This window comes from Oleiphilus sp. HI0043 (assembly GCF_001634935.1).
This window is the reverse complement of sequence record NZ_LWEY01000724.1, coordinates 1-1,107: the sequence shown is the minus strand read 5'-3', so window position 1 is coordinate 1,107 and position 1,107 is coordinate 1. Positions and strand designations below refer to the sequence as shown.

Sequence of the window (1,107 nt, the reverse complement as noted above, 5' to 3'; positions counted from 1 at the left end):
CGGGCATATGCGGGCAGATTCTCACTTAAATGTTGGTAGACCTCTGAAGAGTCAAAATGAGCACCTTTCTCAAGCGTAATAGATGCCATTCCCGCTCTACCGTTTGTCTCGGGTATCTCGACACCATAAACCACAGCATCAGCTACAGCAGTCATCTGAGCCAATACATTCTCGACCTCAGTTGTCGAAACGTTCTCACCCTTCCAACGAAAAGTATCACCCAGGCGATCAACAAATTGGGCATGATTGAAGCCTTGATCTCGCATCAAGTCACCGGTATTAAACCAAGCATCCCCCTGTTTGAAGACATTTCTCAAGATGGTGCGTTCGGTTTTCTCTGGGTCGGTATAACCATCAAAAGGGGTTTTATCGGTAATTTCACCCAATAGTAATCCCGCCTGTCCTTTTTTGACCCGTCGCAGGAAGCCATCGTGATGCCTGACTGGACAATCTTCTTCTAAATCATACTCGACAATGGCGTAAGGGATTGTCGTGAAGCCAACGGTAAAATCATGATTGAATATATTGAGAAAACCTACATTCCCCTCACTAGAGCCATAAAACTCCATCACCTTATCGACACCAAAGCGCTGTTTAAAACCCGCCCACAGGTTTGCTCGCAAACCGTTACCAAAAATCATTCTTACCTGATGATTTTTATCATCAGCACTTTCTGGCTGAGACATCAAATAGCGACACAACTCACCAACATAACAAATAGCAGTTGCTTGCGTTCGTCTTACCTCAGACCAAAATCTACTAGCAGAGAATTGTCGCGCCATAACCAAGCAGGCATCACCAGCCAAGACACTGCCCCATGCAACTACCAAGGCTGTACCATGATAAAATGGCAAGGTCACATAAGCTCGGTCACGCGGTGTCAGCTGTAAACATGCCAGTCCCGCACCACCAAAGGCTTTCATAAAACGTCCATGAGTCAAAATAGCCGCTTTCGGCAGCCCGGTCGTACCAGAGGTATAAAAATAACAGAAAGCCTCGGAAGGACGACTCCTCAAGGTACTACCCGGATTCTCTGAGCTTTCTTTCCTCTGCACCGCCGCAAGATCTGTCCAGCCATCAGGCAAAGCATCAGGGTCAACATCACTA

1 protein-coding gene is annotated in these 1,107 nt (G+C 46.9%); it reads right to left on the bottom strand.

Annotated features, from left to right (window positions below):
- Positions 1 to 1,107, bottom strand: a 1,107-nt coding sequence (locus A3729_RS08465) for an AMP-binding protein (protein WP_156497808.1), incomplete at both ends; no start/stop codon positions are given.